General features: G+C 54.9%; 12 protein-coding genes and 2 pseudogenes. 7 read left to right on the plus strand and 7 right to left on the minus strand.

The annotated features are described in order from the left end of the window. Positions 1-57: 57 nt before the first annotated feature. Positions 58-483 carry a VOC family protein gene (locus tag CKW31_RS10275; protein WP_095094236.1) on the minus strand — a complete coding sequence of 142 codons (426 nt, stop codon included), beginning with the start codon at positions 481-483 and terminating at the stop codon, positions 58-60. Between the two features lie 125 nt (positions 484-608). Between CKW31_RS10275 and CKW31_RS10280 the strand changes: the two genes are divergently transcribed. Next, positions 609-1,493: a LysR family transcriptional regulator gene (locus CKW31_RS10280; RefSeq protein ID WP_095094238.1), complete on the plus strand. Its 885-nt coding sequence runs from the start codon at positions 609-611 to the stop codon at positions 1,491-1,493. 108 nt (positions 1,494-1,601) lie between these two features. After that, positions 1,602-2,621, plus strand: coding sequence for a branched-chain amino acid aminotransferase (locus CKW31_RS10285; RefSeq protein ID WP_087264605.1), 1,020 nt, complete (start codon positions 1,602-1,604; stop codon positions 2,619-2,621). Between the two features lie 90 nt (positions 2,622-2,711). Here the strand turns inward: CKW31_RS10285 and CKW31_RS10290 are convergent, their stop codons facing one another. From CKW31_RS10290 to CKW31_RS10300, 3 genes are all read right to left on the minus strand, one after another. Next, the gene (locus tag CKW31_RS10290) at positions 2,712-3,689 is read right to left on the minus strand and encodes an ATPase (RefSeq protein ID WP_095094240.1); all 978 of its coding nucleotides are present in this window, start codon (positions 3,687-3,689) and stop codon (positions 2,712-2,714) included. A gap of 165 nt (positions 3,690-3,854) precedes the next feature. Then, entirely contained in the window at positions 3,855-4,643 is a 789-nt protein-coding gene (locus CKW31_RS10295) for a transporter substrate-binding domain-containing protein (RefSeq protein WP_095094242.1), read from the minus strand. A 189-nt stretch (positions 4,644-4,832) separates the two neighbouring features. Further along, positions 4,833-5,621: a transporter substrate-binding domain-containing protein gene (locus tag CKW31_RS10300; protein ID WP_095094244.1), complete on the minus strand. Its 789-nt coding sequence runs from the start codon at positions 5,619-5,621 to the stop codon at positions 4,833-4,835. 592 nt (positions 5,622-6,213) lie between these two features. Here CKW31_RS10300 and CKW31_RS10305 point away from each other — a divergent pair. Beyond that, positions 6,214-6,906, plus strand: coding sequence for a YitT family protein (locus CKW31_RS10305; RefSeq protein ID WP_256582557.1), 693 nt, complete (start codon positions 6,214-6,216; stop codon positions 6,904-6,906). 118 nt (positions 6,907-7,024) lie between these two features. Here CKW31_RS10305 and CKW31_RS29535 read toward each other — a convergent pair whose 3' ends face one another. Together CKW31_RS29535 and CKW31_RS10310 are read right to left on the minus strand one after the other, a co-directional pair. Continuing rightward, positions 7,025-7,255 carry a hypothetical protein gene (locus tag CKW31_RS29535; protein ID WP_141230139.1) on the minus strand — a complete coding sequence of 77 codons (231 nt, stop codon included), beginning with the start codon at positions 7,253-7,255 and terminating at the stop codon, positions 7,025-7,027. Positions 7,256-7,304: 49 nt separating this feature from the next. Further along, the gene (locus tag CKW31_RS10310) at positions 7,305-8,189 is read right to left on the minus strand and encodes a manganese catalase family protein (protein ID WP_095094246.1); all 885 of its coding nucleotides are present in this window, start codon (positions 8,187-8,189) and stop codon (positions 7,305-7,307) included. 803 nt (positions 8,190-8,992) lie between these two features. Between CKW31_RS10310 and CKW31_RS10315 the strand changes: the two genes are divergently transcribed. The 3 genes and pseudogenes from CKW31_RS10315 to CKW31_RS30330 form a co-directional block, all read left to right on the plus strand. Further along, positions 8,993-9,517 (plus strand): Bro-N domain-containing protein, encoded by a 525-nt coding sequence (locus tag CKW31_RS10315; RefSeq protein ID WP_095094248.1) that lies wholly within the window; start codon positions 8,993-8,995, stop codon positions 9,515-9,517. A 380-nt stretch (positions 9,518-9,897) separates the two neighbouring features. After that, a pseudogene (locus CKW31_RS30325) lies at positions 9,898-10,584 on the plus strand (PAS domain-containing protein); the annotation flags it as partial. Between the two features lie 105 nt (positions 10,585-10,689). Next, a pseudogene (locus CKW31_RS30330) lies at positions 10,690-11,124 on the plus strand (methyl-accepting chemotaxis protein); the annotation flags it as partial. 1,098 nt (positions 11,125-12,222) lie between these two features. On the opposite strand, the gene CKW31_RS10325 reads toward CKW31_RS30330, so the two are convergent. After that, a complete protein-coding gene (locus tag CKW31_RS10325; RefSeq protein ID WP_095094250.1) occupies positions 12,223-13,875 on the minus strand; it encodes a methyl-accepting chemotaxis protein in 1,653 nt (550 codons plus the stop codon). 835 nt (positions 13,876-14,710) lie between these two features. Between CKW31_RS10325 and CKW31_RS10330 the strand changes: the two genes are divergently transcribed. Then, on the plus strand, positions 14,711-16,198 hold the full coding sequence (locus CKW31_RS10330) for a SulP family inorganic anion transporter (RefSeq protein ID WP_095094252.1): 1,488 nt from the start codon (positions 14,711-14,713) through the stop codon (positions 16,196-16,198). Positions 16,199-16,348: the final 150 nt, after the last annotated feature.

Here is a 16,348-nt window from a genome sequence, read left to right on the forward strand (position 1 = left end):
GAGGTATGACGAGGCTGCTGGTACGCGTGCGACCGACAGCCAGCGTCATCAATCCGGTTACTTGGCGAACAACTGACCGATGTCCTTGAAGGCCTTGAACTCCAGCGCGTTGCCGCACGGGTCGAAGAAGAACATGGTGGCTTGCTCACCGACTTCGCCTTTGAAGCGCACGTAAGGTTCGATCACAAACTTGATGCTCTGCGAACGCAGGCGCTCGGCCAGGATCTCCCAGTCTTCCCAGCTCAACACCACGCCAAAATGCGGTACGGGCACGTCGTGGCCGTCCACGACGTTAGTGCCTGCCGATTCTTGCGAGGCAGTTTTCGGGTGCTCGTGAATCACCAGTTGATGACCATAGAAATCGTAATCGACCCAATGATCGCTGGAGCGGCCTTCGGTGAAGCCGAAAATATGAGTGTAGAAATGGCGGGCGGCGGCCAGGTCGTGGACGGGAATAGCGAGATGGAAAGGGGCGAGGCTCACGGTGGTCATCCTTTTTTTATGAAGCAAAGGTTTGAGAAGATGATTTATTTTAGATAAGAATAAATTTATACAAAGCGGATATATTGACTGCTCAGCTCAAATAAAATCGATCAATCGGACGGCCAATGCTGCGTGAACTGAAGACCTTTATTGCCGTTGCCCGCTATGGCACCTTCGCCGCCGCGGGCATGCATATCGGGTTGACGCAGTCAGCCGTCAGCTCGCAGATCAAGAATCTCGAACAGGCACTGGGCGTGCGTTTGTTTGACCGCACCGGGCGTCAGGCGATTCTCAATGCCGCCGGTGTTCGCGCACTGCCCCTGGCGCAGGAAATGTTCGAGCTGTTCAACCGCATGTCGACGCCGGTGAACCCGGACGAGTACCGCGGCGAGATGAAGATCGGTGCGATTGCCAGCGCACAAACCGGGTTCATGCCCCAGGCGTTGTTAAGGCTGAGACGTCGCGCACCGGCCGTCGAAGCCAAACTGGTGCCCGGCGTGTCGCTCAACCTGCTGAGTCAACTGGACGCGGGTGAGCTGGACGTGGCCATCCTGATCAAACCGCCTTTCGAATTACCCAAAGAGCTGCATGTGCAGGTATTGGAGACCGAACCCTTTGTGTTGATTGTGCCGCTGGATGTCGATGAGTCCGATCCACTCAAACTGTTGGCCGGGCAGCCGCATGTGCGCTATGACCGCGCTTCGTTCGGTGGACGTCAGGTCACCCGGTTTTTGCGTGAGCAGCAGATCGAGGTGCATGTCGCGCTGGAACTGGACGAGCTGGACGCCATCGTCAAGTTCGTCGAAAGCGGCCTGGGTATTTCCCTGATACCTCAGGCCGGACTCTGGCTGGAGCGCGACGCCAGAGTGCGAGTCATCAGCCTGGGTGATCTGACGTTTCATCGCGAAGTGGTGTTGATGATGCGCCGCAGCCAGCGCGATCTGCCGCTGCACAAGCTGTTTACCGATTGCCTGGCGCCTGACGCCGCTGGAGAGACTTCATCTGATTGAAGGTGTATCAAGGTTTATGCGTATTTCAGGCCGCAAGCCGCGGATGATCTGGCAGAATAAGGTCATGGCCTGATTCGTCCAGGCAGCCGCTAAATGAAAGAGGGCGTTATGAGTCACGACAGCATCAATTGGGACACTCTGGGTTTCGACTACATCAAAACTGATATGCGCTACCTCTCTCACTGGCGCGATGGCGCATGGGACGAAGGCACGCTGACCGAAGACAACGTGCTGCACATCAGCGAAGGCTCCACCGCGCTGCACTACGGCCAGCAGTGTTTCGAAGGCCTCAAGGCTTATCGTTGCAAGGACGGCTCGATCAACCTGTTCCGCCCTGACCAGAACGCCCTGCGCATGCAGCGCAGCTGTGGTCGCCTGTTGATGCCGCAAGTGCCGACTGACGTATTCATCGAGGCCTGCAAAAAAGTCGTCGCCGCCAACGAACGTTTCATCCCGCCTTACGGTTCTGGCGGCGCGCTGTACCTGCGTCCCTTCGTCATTGGCGTGGGTGACAACATCGGCGTGCGTACTGCGCCCGAGTTTATTTTCTCGATCTTCTGCATTCCGGTCGGCGCCTACTTCAAAGGTGGCCTGAAGCCGAACAACTTCGTCATTTCCGGCTACGACCGCGCAGCGCCACAAGGCACAGGCGCAGCCAAGGTCGGCGGTAACTACGCCGCCAGCCTGATGCCAGGTTCGGAAGCCAAGAAACTGAGCTTCGCTGATGCCATTTATCTGGATCCGCAAACCCACACCAAGATTGAAGAAGTCGGCTCGGCCAACTTTTTCGCGATCACTCACGACGATGTGTTCGTGACGCCCAAGTCGCCTTCCGTGCTGCCGGGCATCACCCGTCTGTCGCTGATCGAACTGGCGCAGAGCCGTCTGGGCCTGAAAGTGGTTGAAGGTGACGTGTTCATCGACAAGATCGCCGACTTCAAAGAAGCCGGCGCCTGTGGCACCGCTGCGGTGATCACGCCAATCGGCGGGATTTCCTACAAGGACAAGCTGCACGTGTTCTACAGCGAAACCGAAGTCGGCCCTGTGACCCGCAAGCTCTACGCTGAGCTGACCGGCGTACAGTCCGGCGACGTTGAAGCGCCAGCAGGCTGGATCGTCAAGGTTTGATGTAAACCTGTAGGAGCTGCCGAAGGCTGCGAACGAGGCTGTGTCAGACAGACCGCTTTCGCAGCCTTCGGCAGCTCCTACAGATCTCCGTTACGTCGTGGAATCTGTCTCCTTCGCCGGCCCCAATACAATCACCAGGTGCCGCAAGTCTTCCACACTCAAACCGATGCTCTTGCCCGATGGGCTCTCGCTCACTTCACCCAGCGCATACACCGTAAAGAACTTCACCTCTTCGGCATGGCTCAGCAGTTCGCTGATGTATCGGCTGGAGCGGTAAGCTTTCATCTGCGCAGGCGACACATACAGCGTCACCAGTTTGCCCTCAAGCCGGTCGAAGAACTTGAACTTGAACCCCAGTCCGTAGCGCTCTACCAGACCGCCGCCGTACAGCACCCGACCGTTATCGCCCAACTTCGCGTACTTGATATGCCGAAAGTAGGAGCGCAGCGTCAGTTCGCCCTGGCCAGGCACCTTCAGGGTCAGCAGCTTGAAGTCATCGGCGGATAATTGCGCTTTAGCCTGGCGATAGCTGTCGACGAGACGTTCGAGGTTGTTGGTGCGGGTTTCACTGTCGCGAGGAGGCTTCGCTGCTGGAGCCTTAACGGGTGTGGGCTCGTCTGCTACCTCCACGGCAACAGCAGCAGGTTTGGCTTCTCTGGTTTTTGCTGCGCCCGGCGTCTTTATGGCGGGATCAAAGACATCGATATAGTCATCCAGCTTGCGTTTGGCCTTGCGGATGCGCGTCTGCGGTTCGGTTTCTTCGTTATCAGCGGGCGACTGGTTTTCTTCAACCTGCTCATCGATCCACTCGCAATCGGGATGATGATCGGAGTGCGGATTGGCGCGAAAGTGAGCGGACACAAATGTCGGATTGTCCTGCGGCTTCACGTCGTAACGTACGCCGGTAATCTTCGCCCCGAGTCTGCGGCAGGGCTCGGTCGAACAGAGAAACTCAAAGCGCTGCCGAGGTTCTTCCTGAGAAAAGTATTCCCGTCGCGCAGAGCTGATCGACAACTCCTCCTGAAGCTCGACACAGAACGCACGAGTGATGGTTTTGTTGGTTTTCATCTGGCAGGCCCGACAGGTCAGAAGCACGTCGTAGTGTCTTTGACATAACGGTGTCCTGCAATAGACACCAAACCGGTAGGAGCCAACTTGTAGGCGAGGCAGCGTGTCTGATATACCGCGTCAAGCCTCTCGCGAACAAGTTCGCTCCTACCGGTTTTTCGGGTTTTACTGCCCCGGCACTGCCAGCCAGTTACCCACTGCCTTCTGATACGCGCCATTGGCCTTGCTCAGATGCAGCCACTGATCGACATAACTTTTCCAGGCCATGTCGCCGCGAGGCAGCAGATAGGCTTTCTCACCGTATTGCAGAGACTGGGTCGGGTTGATCGCACACAAACCCGGCAGGCGTTTCTGTTGGTAGAGCGCTTCTGACGCTTCGGTAATCATCACATCAGCTTTTTTATCCAGCAGCTCCTGGAAGATGGTTTTGTTGTCATGGAACGCCAACTGCGCATTGGGCAAGAAGGCACGGGCGAAGGCCTCGTTGGTGCCACCGGCTGGTTCGATCACGCGCACGGAAGGCTTGTTGATCTGCTCGATGGTTTGATACAGCGCTACATCCTCGCACCGGGCCAGTGGAATCTTGCCGTCGACGTCCAGCGTGCTGCTGAAGAACACCTTCTTCTGGCGCTCCAGTGTCACGGAAATCCCACCCACGGCGATGTCGCACTTCTCGGCGACCATGTCTGGCACCAGCGTCTTCCAGGTGCTCGGCACCCATTGCACCTTCACCCCAAGGCTTTGCGCCAGTGAGCGGGCCAGCTCGATATCAATGCCCTCGTACTCGCCGTCTTCGCGCAGGAAAGAATACGGTTTGTAATAACCGGTGGTGCATACCGCCAGTTGTCCCTCTTGCAACACCTTGTCCAGATGCGACGGCAGTTCCTGTGCCTGGGCAAAACCCGACAGCCCGAAAAGCAGGGCGGCGGTAGCGCTGTGTTTCATGTTTTTCATAGGAGGAGAAGCTCGAGGGTTGGAGTGATGCTGCGGACGAAGCAAGAACGGAGCCAGTTCATGCTAAAGCTTACAAGCCAAGACCCTGTAGGAGCTCACGAGCACCGCGAGGCAGCGATAGCGGTTTACCTGATACACCGCCATCGCTGCCTCGCGGTGCTCGTGAGCTCCTACAAAAAAGCGCGGGAATTACTGCCCCGGCACCGCCAGCCAATGACTGACCACGGTCTGATACGTCCCGGTTGCCTTGCTCAGGTGCAGCCATTGATCGACATAAGCCTTCCAGGTGGTGTCGTCCCGTGGCAGCAGATAGGCCTTCTCGCCGTATTGCATGTAGCGCGTCGGGTTGATCGCACAGAGCCCCGGCATGCGTTTCTGTTGATACAGCGCCTCGGAAGAATCGGTGATCATCACGTCGGCTTTCTTATCCAGCAGCTGCTGGAAAATCGTCTTGTTGTCGTGAAACGCCAGTTGCGCCGCAGGCAGATGGGCGCGCACAAACGCTTCATTGGTGCCACCGGCTGGCTCGATCAGGCGCACGGAGGGCTTGTTGATCTGCTCGATGGTTTGATACAGCGCCTGATCCTCACAGCGGGTCAACGGGATCTTGCCGTCAACGTCCAGCGTGTTGCTGAAGAACGCCTTCTTCTGGCGTTCCAGAGTCACCGAAACGCCACCCATGGTCACGTCGCATTTACCGGCCAGCATGTCCGGCATCAGAGTTTTCCAGGTCGTCGGCACCCACTGCACCTTCACCCCAAGGCTTTGCGCCAGCGAACGGGCCATTTCAATGTCGATCCCTTCATATTCGCCATCCTCGCGCAGGAAGGTATAGGGCTTGTAATCCCCCGTGGTGCAGACAGCCAGCTCACCTGACTGCAAAACCTTGTCCAGATGCGAGCCTGATTCCTGTGCCAGGGCGAGACTGGAGAAACCGAGCAACAGGGTAGTGGAGAGGTAAAGTTTCTTATTATTCATGACGGGCAGAACTCGAAAATTTAAGTAATGAGGCGGCCGTAATCCTGCCTGACAATGTTCAGCGATGCCATCGTTCGCGATGCCGGGTAGGAGGTAACTTGTTGCCGAGAGTTTGCCGCGGTGGTCCTGCTCAGACGTCTCTCGCGAACAAGTTCGCTTCTACCGTGTGGCGCGATGCCGTGTTGGTCCTGCTCAGACGCCTCTCGCGAACAAGTTCGCTCCTACCGTGTGGCGCGATGCCGTGTTGGTCCTGCTCAGACGCCTCTCGCGAACAAGTTCGCTCCTACCGTGCGGCGCGGTGCCGTGTTGGTCCTGCTCAGACGCCTCTCGCGAACAAGTTCGCTCCTACCGTGTGGCGCGATGCCGTGTTGGTCTTGCTCTGACGCCTCTCGCGAACAAGTTCGCTCCTACCGTGCGGCGCGGTGTCGGGTAGGAGGTAACTTGTTGCCGAGAGGATTTGACGCGGTGGTTCCTGTCTTGCGGTTCACGACGCACCAGCTCAGTGCAATCTGGCGCATAAACAGTGCATTCTCTGATTATGCGTGCGTGATATACGCATATTCATCTATTTAACGCGCACATCGATCCTTTATTGGGTAATCTGTGCGCGCTTTGGCTGGCGCTGCTCAGCCTGCCAATCATTCATCCGCACATCTTCAAAGAGTTCGTCATGACCCAAATCGCCGCCACTCAAACCGTCAAGCATTCCGTTTTCGAAGACATATTTGCGATCGTCATTGGCACGTTGATGGTGTCCTTTGGGGTGATGATGCTGCGTCAGGTCGGCGGTGTGACTGGTAGCAGTGCCGGGATCGCCTTTCTGATCAGCTACGCGACCCACTTGTCATTCGGGGTGGCCTTTTTCCTGATCAACCTGCCGTTTTATTATCTGGCCATCCGCCGCATGGGCTGGGCTTTCACCATCAAGACCTTCTGCTCGGTAGCGCTGGTGTCGATCTTCTCCGAGCTGCACGCGCGGTTCATCCACATCGACCAATTGCAGCCGATCTACGCGGCGCTGTTCGGCAATATCATGATGGGCCTGGGGTTCATCGTTCTGTTCCGGCACAAGGCGAGCTTGGGCGGTATCAATATTCTTGCGCTGTACCTGCAAGACCGCATCGGTCTGCGCGCGGGCAAGTTGCAGATGGTAGTGGACGTACTCGTGGTGCTGGGCTCGCTGTACCTTGTCAGCCTGCCGATACTGCTGGCATCCATCGCCGGTGCCATCGTGCTCAACCTGATCATCGCGGTGAATCATCGGCCGCATCGTTATACCGCGTAATGCCCTTTTCGGGAGGCAGAAAAAACAAGAGCAAGCCCTGGTGAGGGGCCTGCTCTTTTTTTCGCGGTGTTTCACTGGTTGTTACTCTGGGGGTAGTTACTCTGGGTAGCTACTCTGGCTATTTATCTGACCGATAGCTGATTGCCGCATAACTACTGGTTGAATGCGACTGAAGTTCTCGGGTCAGTTGCCCAAGAGTTCGCAGACTCTTCAAGGTCTGGTTCACCTGAAAGCCACGTTTGAGAATTACTGCCTGCTGATCAAAACGTTTTAGCGTTGAGTCAAATACGGCGGGTGCAGCCTCAAGTGACTCCAGATCCTGTCGGTGCGAATGTCCAGTTAAAGCCATGGTTACCTCCTTTTCAGTTCGGGGTTTGCGTCAGCGTTTGTTCAAACGATCAAGCGTCTTTGCCTTGTACAAAACCTGAGCCCAGATCCGCTGCAGTTATCGGGTTGGACTCCGGATCGGACATGGTTCGGGTTTTCATATTCAGCAGCACGTCTTCATCTTCATCTGACAACACGACCGATGCGCTACCGTCGCCACCATCAACCGCAGGCTCTGGCGATTCAACGTATTCCCAATCTTCACCCTCATTCCATGGACCGCGCACATCAGGCCCGCCAGTGGACAAGTTGAAGTACACATTGGTGAACTCAGGCATGCCAGGCAACTTGCCTTGCGGGAAGTTTGGCTGGATGGAGTGCAGCGCTTTTTCGAACGATTTCTGGTGAGCAATTTCCCGGGTCATCAGGAAGCCCAGGGCTTCTTTGACACCTGGATCGTCAGTCACATTCATCAGGCGCTCATAGACAATCTTGGCCCGTGCTTCCGCAGCGATGTTGGAACGGAAGTCTGCCGTCGGTTCGCCGATGGTGTCGACATAAGCGGCAGTCCATGGCACGCCGGCCGAGTTGGTCAGTGGAGCACCGCCGCCATACAACAGGCTGGTGATGTGCGAATCGTTACCGGCGCCATTGATAGCCCGATAAAGCTCGCCTTCTTCTTGTACGCCTTCAGCCAATTGACCTTTGCCGCCACGGTTAAGCATGCAGATAATCGAGCCAATGATTTCCAGGTGGCTCAGCTCTTCGGTGGCGATGTCCATCAACAAGTCTTTACGGCCTGGATCTTCTTCAGCCAGGGCTTGAGTGAAGTAGCGCGCTGCTGCGGCCAATTCACCCTGAGCCCCGCCAAATTGCTCCAGCAAAAGATTCGCCAAGCCTGGGTTTGGTCTTGCCACGCGCACGGTGTATTGCAAACGTCGGTTATGTAAAAACATGGAATGATTCCTCAACTTTATCTTGGCCAAAACGGCTGTGTGGTCATCTTTGTGGCCACAGGAAAGAGAGCAATTGAAAAGAAGTACCGTTCCAGAAAGTTGACCAGCGGTATTAAAATTTTAGAACTTGCAAGTTGATAGACTCGACTGAGTGTGTATCGTCGTATAAATGCACTGTTTTGGATGGTTGGTCTTTGTTGAGTAGCTATTAGCCATGCTGTAAGTACTTACAAGGCACAGACTGAACCCAGTCGACGTGGGACCGGCTTTAGCCGGGAAGGCTGCGTTGCTGACGATGAAAATGTGTCGACTGTACTGGCCTATTCCCGGCTAAAGCCGGTCCCACGGCGATGAACGGGCGCAGGAACCTTGGTGGCGACGATAGATTTTGCATTTAGGCCATTTATCGAAGCCTACGCTAACGCCTACATATTGATTGGTTCTATTGCGGAAACTTCTTACGCCATTTGAGGTACTGTCTTATTGCTATATTTTTCTTTTAAAACCTTACCTTATAAGCACTTGCGAGGTGAAAAGCATGTAGCTAGTCTCCGCTCCGTTGCTCAAAACAAGCGACCGGATTTAGCGATCCGAATCTCAATAAAACATATCTCCTGCGGAATTTTTCAGGTGTTCATCTACGCTTGAAACATACGTTATGGCGGTTGTGCGTCGGAGACCTTCGGGTCTGCCGGTGCGTTTATGTTTTGTTGAGGCCGGTTCGCTAACCCTCGCACAACTGCCACCTTTACTCCGTTCAGCGGGTAAAGGATGGCAAGCCATGACCGAACGGAGTTCAACGGATGCAAGCGCTTCAACCCCAGCCAACTCGCTCAACCGATTGTTTCGAACCGCTGCTGTTCGTCCGCCATCAGCGCATGCTTCGCGCGCTGATGCTCGAAGGGCAGGGCTGGTTCTGTCTGCAGGATCTCGCACGCCTCATGGGCAAAGCACTGGACCAACGTTCCACTTACAAACTCGACCCGGACCAGTACCGTAATGCCTGGCTGCTGGCCAGCGCTCAATGGAGCAAACAGATACTGATCAGCGAATCCGGTGCCTACGCCATGCTGGTTCACCACTATGTGCCGGAAAACCGTGCCTTGCGCCGCTGGCTGACCCACGAAGTCATGCCCCTCCTGCGTGAGGCTCCACACACCCAACAACCCAGCCTCAGCATGATGCAGTGGCCCGGCAAAAGTCTGTGTCTGCTGCAATGGGAAAACGAACAGTGGATCAAACTGCGCGACATGCCGGACGTGCTGCCCGCACCTCAAGCATGGGAAAAGCCATGGTGGCGCAAAGCGCTGGACATGACTCGTCAGTAACCCGACATACGTCCAGACGCTTGATGAAACCCGTATTCAAAAGCCGTGATTAGCCCCGTTCAGCCCACAAAAAAACAGCCACACTGGATCCAGTTTTCTTTTTTTATAGTTAATTCAGACTTATACAGCCAGCTATCGGCAAACGAGTTTATTTTGCTGGAAACCTCGTTCTAGAGCCTCAAGTCTTCGCGCTGTCAGCCGTTATCAAACGTAGACATTTACGCGTAATCAATATCGATTGCTGCTTGCCTGCCTCTGATAAAAAACGTGTGCGGAGTTACTGCTTTATGATTTTCAACAAACGATTGAAGCAGGAGTTGTTAACGATAAGCGAAAAGCTTTCGTCCATGGAGCAGGTACGCGACAGTCTTGAAATTGAAATGCTGTCCATCAACCTTGATGAGCGCGGCAAGATCGAGTCGGTCAACCGCAAATTCGAACAGGAAATGGGCTACACCAGCAGCGAGTTGGTCGGCCGCTCGCTGCTGGAAATGGTGCCCAAATACGCTCAGAGCACTGACCACTTTTCGCGCATGAGCAAAGCGATTCAGCAAGGCAAGCATTGGGCTGGGGCGCTGCAGATTTTCCGTGGTGACCAGAGGGAAGCCTGGTTGCGGGTGATTGTTCAGCCGGTGATCAACAGCAGTGGCAAGGTCACGCAATTCTCTGTGTACGCCAGTGACCTGACGCGCACGATTGAGGCCTCCCGCGAGCATGAAAACCTGATCGAAGCGTTGCAGCGCTCCACCGCCGTGATTGAGTTCGATCTGGACGGTAACGTGCTCGCCGCCAACCAGCGCTTTCTGGATTCCATGGGCTACTCGCTGTCGCAAGTGGTCGGCAAGCACCACAGTATTTTCTGCGAAGCGCAGGAAGCCAGCTCCCCGCAGTACCAGGTGTTCTGGGACAAACTGCGCCGTGGCGAGTTTGTGGTCGATCGCTTCAAACGTATTGACAGCCGCGGCCATTCCGTCTGGCTGGAGGCGTCCTACAACCCGATCACAGATGCTCACCGTCGTCTCTACAAAGTTGTGAAATTCGCCACTGTCATCACCGAGCAAGTCGAGCGAGAGGAGGCTGTCTCCGAAGCTGCAAGAATTGCCTTCACGATTTCGAAGCACACCGACGAAACTGCGCGTAAAGGCAGCGTCGTGGTCAAGGAAACCGTCGAGGTCATGCGCGCCCTGGCTTCTCAAATGGAGCTGGCGGTAGATGGCATCGGCGCACTCGACAAGCAATCGCAAATCATCGGCTCGATCATCACCGCGATCAGCAGCATTGCCGATCAGACCAATCTGTTGGCCCTCAACGCCGCCATCGAAGCCGCCCGCGCCGGTGAGCAAGGTCGAGGCTTCGCCGTCGTCGCCGACGAAGTCCGCCAACTCGCCTCCCGCACCAGCAAAGCCACCGCCGAAATCGTCGACGTTGTGCAGAAAAACCAGGCACTCGCCGAGCAAGCAGTAGGCGTCATCGAGCACGGCAAAAAACAGGCTGAACAAGGCCTGGAACTGTCAGGTCAGGCGGGCAAAGTCATCATCGAAATTCAGGATGGGGCCCAGCAGGTTGTGAACGCAGTGGGGCAGTTTGCGAATCAGGTTTCGGGTTGATTGATCAGCTAAGCCTGGGTTAAACCGGGCTTGGTTTGTTGTCCAGGATCACCACGACGCTTGAGCTAAAATGCTTTCCCTGATTGCCCGCAATCCCGTAGGACCGGCTTTAGCCGGGAGTGGGCCGTGGCAATCACTAAGCGTTGTCATCAGAAATGATCGCCCGTATCAACCCCACGTCCTCTTCATCACGCCGACACCAGGCTTCCTCAACCCGGAGGAATAGTACCCAGCACACCCACGCCGATTGCTACCAATAAAAAAATCGCCATGTAGATCGTTAGCTTGCCCATAAGGCCTCCCGATGATGGGTGATGCAGCACGTCCGGAATCACGTTGAGAACGAACCGATCAGCTAAGAGCTTTCGGCTGCCGGGTAGCTTTATTATCGGGGCGAGGGTGTTTGCAATACAGATTCAGATGGGGAAGAAAAATACGGATCAGATGGGTGTATAGCGGAGCAGACGATAAGGTTTTTTGCAGCGAAAACAGCTAATGTTGAGCGTTATCGGCCAACGAGCACTGGGGCTATGGAGCTGCTCAAAGCCAGTAGGGCGTATGTCGGTAAAATTTGAGTCTTAAATGATGAGCTTTTCTGCATGCGTCATTGCTTCAAGACGCTGCCCATCATAGTACTCAGTGTCATCAGGCTCTTGGCATTCCTGACGACGTCGCGCCTCCTTAAGCACCTCTGGCACAGCCACACGCTGATTAAGAAAGGTCGCGATCATCAGGTCTGAAAGTGCATGCAGCGGAACGTCCCACGCATCTTTGCAGCGCTGCGTCAGCCCGGTTGAAGCCTCGCCCGGCCAAGGTCCCAGTATCCATGTGGGAGCGGTGTCGTGGGACCGGCTTTAGCCGGGAAGAGGCCGGTAAAGCCGACATGTTTGTATTGTCAGGAATATCGCCTTCCCGGCTAAAGCCGGTCCCACGTCGTAATTCAGCTTGCAGGCCAACAAATCGCCCACAAGGGATCGCGCCCCTGGCGGCAGTAATTGATTCGTCCATGATCTTTCGACTGAGAGGGTTGGAGACTGGAGTCGCTAGCCGTTGCCTGTTGTGGGTAGCGAAAGTGTTCTGACGGCCAGGATAAATTCGTTAAACCTTAAAATGGCCTATCTGCTGCTGCAGGACGTCCCCCAGGGTTGCCAAGTCATTACTTGAGCTGGCTGTTCTCTCGCAAGACAAGGCCGAGCTGTCCGCAATACTACGCACCGAAGCAACACTGCGGTTGATTTCCTCGGCTACACAACTTTGTTCTTCACCCGCCGTTGCGATTTGCCTTACCATTTGCTGGATGTTGGCAATCATCTCCACGATGGTTTCAACCGAACTTCCGGTGTTTGAAACCTGTATGACGGTTTCATCTGTCAGGCCGTGACAGACTTCCATCATGTCGGCCGCTTCTTCAGCTATTTTTTGCAGATTGGCAGTCAACGTCCCAATCTCCAGCGTTGCGCCCTGAGTCCGTTTGGCAAGCGTCCTCACCTCATCTGCTACCACCGCAAATCCTCGACCCGCATCGCCCGCTCTGGCAGCTTCGATAGCGGCGTTTAGCGCCAACAAGTTGGTTTGATCAGCGACTGACGTGATGACTTGCAACATGCTACCTATATTCAAACTCTCTTTCTTGAGTTGTGCCATGGCGGAGGCAGATTTTGACACCTCAGCCGCCAGGCGTTTTATTTGGGTGATTGCATCTTTTGCCATGGTGCCGCCGGTCTGCGCTTGAAGGTTAGCGCTGAGTGCCGCATGGGCTGCTTCTTCGGAGTTGCGCGCAACTTCAAGCGTGGTTGCCACCATTTCGTGGATCGCGGTAGCGACCTGGTCGATTTCAATTCTCTGGTTTTCTACGCCGATGCGCGTCTGCTCTGTCGCGGCTGAAAGATCCACCGCCGCCGTAGAGATCACTGTCGATGAGCTATTAACCTGACCAATGAGCAAGCTCAAGCGTGACTGCATTTCACTCAAGGAGGACAGTACACTGCCGTCCGCTGACATTTTCGCTTCTAGAATCGGCCGTAGGTCGCCGCTGGCAACACGCTGAGCAATTGTAGACAGGACAGTGGGTTCTGCACCCAGAGCACGTGATAATCCACGAACTATTAAAATAGTCAGCGCCACCCCTATGGCAATTGCTATTGCGCAGAAAATTATCAGTAAGTTGCGACTGTTTTGATAGTCTGACTGCGAACTACTGACACTAACTTGTGCAGCCTCTGAGTTAAGCTGCTTGTATCGATTGACGCTCGCTACCAGCTTTTTCAGGAGTGGCAAGCATTCGCCATTCATCATAATAATGGCTGCACTGTTATCGCCACTCATGGCCAGCCGCGTAATCTCCAAAGCGACAGGACCGTAGACTTCCTCAATACTTTCAATTTCGGCAACCGAACGCCGCGCTTCATCACCCCCAGCGGTGGGAGGCAGTGCTTTTACACCTGCTACCAGGTCTGACAAAAGGCTTTTAACTTTCTGATGCTCGGTGTTTATGGTGTCGGCCTCAGACTGGCGCTCAGTTGCAGAGGTGACCAGGACAAGATTGCGTGCTGAAATAGCACGTTGCTGCGCAGCAAGCAGCAAGTTATTCACGACGCCCATACGCTTGCTCAGGCCGTCTACGTAGCTCGAGAAGCGCAGGTTAGATTCATTTAAGCTAATGACTGATAACGCAGAGACCAGAAATAGAATCAATACCAATAAGCCGAAACTTGATACTAATTTTGTCCTTACCGACAAGGAATTTAACATGGTGATGCTCCTTTTATTTATTCTAGGGGGGTATAGTCTGGGCAGGAATATGGCGTATTGGCACTATGCGCCGCACGATGTGAAAATTCCATGTGGCAAATCAAGTTTTCTTCAGAAATATATAATTTAAAATGCAAGCAACTCAGTCGAGTTGTTCGTGTGGTGTATGAGTATTCAATCGGATGTTTACGTGTGTTTGCCGTTACCTATTTGGCCTGCAATAAAGTCCTGAATGAGGCGCTCGAAATCAGTAAGGCGTAGGGATGTACAAGCTCAAACCTTAGCGGAGCAATGTCTTTTACCCGTCTTTCCGTGCATGAGGTGCAAAGTGAATGTTAACTTAATCGACGTTTTACCTCGGGCATTATGTAGAGATGCCTTGATGCTCGCCGTTAGTTTGTTCTGCGAGTGACTGTATCGTAGGTGTCAGCGGCTTGATTGGAGGTGTGATCCCATTTGGCGCTGCGTCTTCCTTGCACCTTTGCGTTTGGAGACTGTTTACCGTTCAGTCGTATGTCGAAATCCACACAGCTACCTCGCGTCCGTCGGATGGACCAGCCCTCAAATTGAAAACCCCTTCCTTGATTCGCTATCATTCCGACGTCGCAATCCGACCACCAATGGAAAATACAGTGCTCCGTTCGAACTGGCTGCCTACGCCGCCTTAGCGCTTCGCCCCCCTCGCAATACCCTGACCGCCTTCTAGCTGCGGTTGCCTTCTGCTGCGCGTCTTTATTGGCCGTGGCAACACCACAACTCTACTGAAACAGACGCACCTGCCTTGCACAGCGCCGTCCGCGCTTTGCGTAGTGCTGCGTTTGCCATGGGTAAATCTATGTTTGAAAAAATCAAAGCCGACTGGCTATGTAACGTGCGGGCAGATGTGCTCGCGGGTCTCGTCGTTGCGTTGGCGCTCATTCCTGAGGCCATCGCTTTTTCCATCATTTCCGGCGTCGACCCCAAAGTGGGTCTGTACGCATCGTTCTGTATCTGTACCGTGATCGCCTTCGTGGGCGGTCGTCCCGCCATGATTTCTGCTGCAACAGGCGCCATGGCTTTGCTCATGGTGAATCTGGTCAAGGATCACGGTCTTCAATACTTGCTGGCCGCCACGTTGCTGTGCGGGTTGATCCAGATCCTCGCGGGTTTTCTAAAGCTGGGAGAGCTGATGCGCTTCGTATCGCGCTCCGTGGTCACCGGGTTCGTCAACGCGCTGGCCATCCTGATATTCATGGCTCAGTTGCCTGAACTGACCGACGTCACCTGGCCGGTGTACGCGATGACCGCTGGTGGTCTGGCGATCATCTATCTTTTCCCGCGCGTACCCTTGGTGGGGCGGCTGTTGCCCTCGCCACTGGTCTGCATCATCGTGTTGACGGCTATTGCGGTCTATCTCGGTCTTAACGTTCGCACCGTGGGAGATATGGGGGCTCTGCCCGACAGTCTGCCCATCTTCATGTGGCCTGAGGTGCCGCTGAACTTCGATACGTTGCTGATCATCCTGCCTTACTCAGCCGCACTGGCCGTTGTCGGACTGCTGGAATCCATGATGACGGCGACAATCGTCGATGACCTGACGGACACCACCAGCGACAAGAACCGCGAGTGCAAAGGGCAGGGCATTGCCAACGTCGCGACGGGACTTATCGGCGGCATGGCAGGCTGCGCGATGATTGGACAGTCCATGATCAACGTGAAGTCGGGCGGCCGGACTCGTTTGTCGACACTCAGCGCTGGCGTGTTACTGCTGATCATGATGCTGTTTCTGGGTGATTGGCTGGCCCGTATTCCCATGGCTGCACTGGTTGCCGTGATGATCATGGTGTCGATCAGCACCTTCAGTTGGGCGTCCATCCGCAACCTCAAACAATATCCACTTTCGACCAACATCGTCATGGTCGTTACCGTCGTAGCGGTCGTCGCGACTCACAACCTGGCTTACGGTGTCATTGCCGGGACGCTCCTGGCGGCAATGTTCTTTGCCAACAAGATTGCCTACTTTCTGGACGTCACTTCACGGCGTGATCCGCAACATAGTCACCGTACGTACTACGTGACCGGGCAAGTGTTCTTCGGCTCTGCAGATCGCTTCACCAACGCCTTCGATCTCAAGGAAACACTGGAAACATTGACCATCGACTTGCGTGACGCGCATTTCTGGGACATCACAGCAGTGGCCGCTCTGGACAAGGTGGTGCTGAAACTGCGCAAGACTGGCGCCGTGGTCGATGTCATCGGCATGAATCGGGCGACGGCCACGCTAGTGGATCGCTTCGGTGTGCACGACAAGCCGGATGGGGTTGATACGCTGATGGGGCATTAATGCCGGGTGAGGGCTGCGTTGATCGGTTTCGAACTGCTGGAGGAACTGTCTCGTGCTCTCGCGCTTGGGTTCATCGGGTTCGCGAAAGCAAGCGCGAGTCTCTGTGTGATGGAAACCGATCAAACTTGCATGGCTACTCATGGAGGGATT

It is taken from the genome of Pseudomonas sp. Irchel 3A5 (genome assembly GCF_900187575.1).
In the GTDB taxonomy this organism is placed as follows: Bacteria; Pseudomonadota; Gammaproteobacteria; order Pseudomonadales; family Pseudomonadaceae; genus Aquipseudomonas; species Aquipseudomonas folii.

What these genes read in the sequence shown, in the direction of transcription:
- CKW31_RS10280 (WP_095094238.1), top strand. Translation starts at nt 609, where the DNA reads ATGCTGCGTGAACTGAAGACCTTTATTGCCGTTGCCCGCTATGGCACC.
- CKW31_RS10285 (WP_087264605.1), top strand. Translation starts at nt 1,602, where the DNA reads ATGAGTCACGACAGCATCAATTGGGACACTCTGGGTTTCGACTACATC.
- CKW31_RS10290 (WP_095094240.1), bottom strand. Translation starts at nt 3,689, where the DNA reads ATGAAAACCAACAAAACCATCACTCGTGCGTTCTGTGTCGAGCTTCAG.
- CKW31_RS10295 (WP_095094242.1), bottom strand. Translation starts at nt 4,643, where the DNA reads ATGAAAAACATGAAACACAGCGCTACCGCCGCCCTGCTTTTCGGGCTG.
- CKW31_RS10300 (WP_095094244.1), bottom strand. Translation starts at nt 5,621, where the DNA reads ATGAATAATAAGAAACTTTACCTCTCCACTACCCTGTTGCTCGGTTTC.
- CKW31_RS29535 (WP_141230139.1), bottom strand. Translation starts at nt 7,255, where the DNA reads ATGGCTTTAACTGGACATTCGCACCGACAGGATCTGGAGTCACTTGAG.
- CKW31_RS10310 (WP_095094246.1), bottom strand. Translation starts at nt 8,189, where the DNA reads ATGTTTTTACATAACCGACGTTTGCAATACACCGTGCGCGTGGCAAGA.
- CKW31_RS10315 (WP_095094248.1), top strand. Translation starts at nt 8,993, where the DNA reads ATGCAAGCGCTTCAACCCCAGCCAACTCGCTCAACCGATTGTTTCGAA.
- CKW31_RS10325 (WP_095094250.1), bottom strand. Translation starts at nt 13,875, where the DNA reads ATGTTAAATTCCTTGTCGGTAAGGACAAAATTAGTATCAAGTTTCGGC.
- CKW31_RS10330 (WP_095094252.1), top strand. Translation starts at nt 14,711, where the DNA reads ATGTTTGAAAAAATCAAAGCCGACTGGCTATGTAACGTGCGGGCAGAT.